This is a genomic window from Bradyrhizobium sp. 142 (assembly GCF_023074015.1).
In the GTDB taxonomy this organism is placed as follows: domain Bacteria; phylum Pseudomonadota; class Alphaproteobacteria; order Rhizobiales; family Xanthobacteraceae; genus Bradyrhizobium.
This window is the reverse complement of record NZ_JADPKQ010000492.1, coordinates 1-2,646: the sequence shown is the minus strand read 5'-3', so window position 1 is coordinate 2,646 and position 2,646 is coordinate 1. Positions and strand designations below refer to the sequence as shown.

2 protein-coding genes are annotated in these 2,646 nt (G+C 64.7%); both read right to left on the bottom strand.

Translation table 11 applies throughout. The features are described 5' to 3' along the window. Positions 1 to 128 precede the first annotated feature (128 nt). Positions 129 to 941, bottom strand: coding sequence for an IS21-like element ISBj11 family helper ATPase IstB (gene istB / locus IVA82_RS44355; RefSeq protein ID WP_247300139.1), 813 nt, complete (start codon positions 939 to 941; stop codon positions 129 to 131). After that, positions 938 to 2,422, bottom strand: coding sequence for an IS21 family transposase (gene istA / locus IVA82_RS44350; protein ID WP_247409554.1), 1,485 nt, complete (start codon positions 2,420 to 2,422; stop codon positions 938 to 940). The genes istB and istA overlap by 4 nt, the downstream gene beginning before the upstream one ends. Positions 2,423 to 2,646 lie beyond the last annotated feature (224 nt).

Below are 2,646 nucleotides of genomic sequence, written 5' to 3'. Positions count from 1 at the left end.
TATAGCGCGACAATCTGGATGGGAAGCGCGCGACAATCAGGATGGCGAGTCGGTGTCGCGGCGAGGTGATGATTGCCGCGATGATTGTCGCGCGCAAGAGTTTTGTTCGCTCTGATTGTCGCGGAGCGTCAATCAGCGAGTGTTTTTGGTGTCGCGTGCGAGGATGGTCGCCCTGGACCACGCTTCCGCTCGAGCGCGGTGCGCCTGCGATAGCTTTCGACGTTCATCTCGACGATGGTGGCGTGGTGAACGAGGCGATCGATGGCGGCGAGCGTCATAGCAGGATCCGGGAAGACCCTGTTCCACTCTCCAAAGGGCTGATTGGCGGTGATCAGCATGGAACGCCGCTCGTAGCGAGCGCTGATGAGCTCGAACAGCACGCTGGTCTCGGCCTGGTCCTTGGTGACGTAGGCAAGATCATCGCAGATCAGGAGGTCGAAGCGGTCGAGGCGGTTAATGGCGGCCTCGAGATTGAGCTCGCGCCGCGCCACCTGGAGCTTCTGGACGAGATCGGTGGTGCGGGTGAAGAGGACGCGCCATCCGTTCTCGATAAGGGCCAGGCCGATGGCTGCCGCCAAGTGACTCTTGCCGCCGCCGGGCGGGCCGAACAGCAGCAGATTGGCGCCCTTGCCGAGCCAACCATCGCCGGCGGCGAGCGCGGTCACCTGTGCCTTGGAGATCATCGGCACAGCCTCGAAGTCGAAGTTGTCGAAGGTCTTTCCAGCGGGCAGCCGCGCCTCGACGAGATGGCGCTCGACGCGGCGGCGGCCGCGTTCGGCGATCTCGTGCTCGGCAATGGTGGCGAGGAAGCGGGCCGCCGGCCAGCCTTCCTTGTCGGACTGCTCGGCAAATTGCGGCCACAGCACCTTGATGGCTGGCAGCCGCAACTCGTTGAGCAATAGATTGAGGCGCGCGGTGTCAATGGTGTTGGCCGTGCTCATGCGGCACCTCCGATCTCGCCGGCACCGATGAGGCACTCATAGGTGGCGAGCGGTGCGAGCTGCACCACGACGTGCGGCACGCAGGCCGGATCGGGAGAGAAGTAAGCGCGCAGCCGGTTGAGGTCGGGCAGTCGGCCGGCATCAAGCTCGGTCGCGAGCTGATCGGCGAGTTCGGCCTCGCAGCCGCGCTCATGGGCCAGTGCGAGCAGATCGACCATGATCCGGCAGGCTTTCCTGTCCGGCAGCCGTTCGCGCAAGCAATCGAAGGTTCGGCGATAGGCATCGCGCGGGAACAGCCGATCACGGTAGACGAGATTGAGCAGCGCCATTGGCTTGCGCCGCAAGGAATGGATCACGTGCCGATAATCGACGACCTGGTCGTGCTTGCCGTTGGAATGCGGCCGCCCACGCGGCAGGGTGACGAGATGGGTGCCGCCGACGAACACGTCGAGACGATCGTCGTAAAGGCGCACCCGCAGTTGGTGCCCGATCAAACGCGACGGCACGGTGTAGAACACCTTGCGCAAGGTGAAGCCGCCGCTTGACGTCACGCGGACAATCACCTCCTCGTAGTCCGAGGTGCGGCGATCTGGCAACGCCTGCAGGGTGGCGCGCTCGTGGTCGATCCGCTTGGAGTTGCGGGCATTACGGCGGCTGACGATCTCGTCGATGAAGCCGCGATAGGCGGCGAGATCATCGAAGTCGGCAGTGCCGCGCAACAGCAGCGCATCGGCGATCGTGCGCTTGAGATGGCCATGCGAGCTTTCGATCGCCCCGTTCTCGTGGGCGATGCCGCGATTGTTGCGGGAAGGCCGCATGCCGTAGTGGGCGCAGAGGTCCTCGTACCGCCTGGTCAGATCGTCCCTCGCATTGCGATCGAGATTGCAGAAGGCGGCCGACAGGCTGTCGGTCCGATGCTCCCGCGGTGCCCCACCGAGCGACCACAGGGCATTCTGCAGCCCTTCGGCCAATGCGACGAAGCTCTCGCCACCGAGCACGACATGGGCGTGTTCAAACCCGCAATAGGCCAACCGGAAGTGATACAGGCGATGATCGAGCGGCACGCCAGCGATGGCGACCCCAAGCTCGCCCATATCGGTGAAGTCGGACAGGCCGACCTGGCCCACTTCGTGGGTCTGGCGGAAGATGACCTCCTGCTCCTCGCCGTGGATCGCCCGCCAGGCGCGGATCCGGCGCTCGAGCGTGCGGCGGATTCCAGCCCCCAGCTCAGGATGGCGTCGGAGCATCTCCTCGAAGATGGCCACGGGCCGCACGCCGGGAGCCGCCTTCAGCATCGGCACGACCTCCAGGCCGAAGACGTTGGCCAAGGGATCCGGCCGCCGCCTTTGCCGCGGTGTCTTCTTTTGCGACGGAAGGCGCAGATCCTTCTCGAGCCGATAAGCGGTCGACGAACTGAACGACGCCTTCGCGGCCGCCTCTGGCGGCGAATTGGTTTGACGGAACTTCATGTAGAGCCTCATCTGGTGATCGGTGACATGGCAGCCTGGCAACGGGTGATTCCTCTTTGGCGAGAAGAACCATCCATCACCGGCCAGCCGCGATCACCAGACGGCGCGGTCCGCTCGGATCGCGCCGTCGCCGGGCTCGTAACTCCGGTCGGGCTACGCCCTCCCTGCGTCACGAGCCCGGCGAAGCTCTCTCATCCTGATTGACGCTGCACTTCCATCCTGATTGCCGCGCCGCA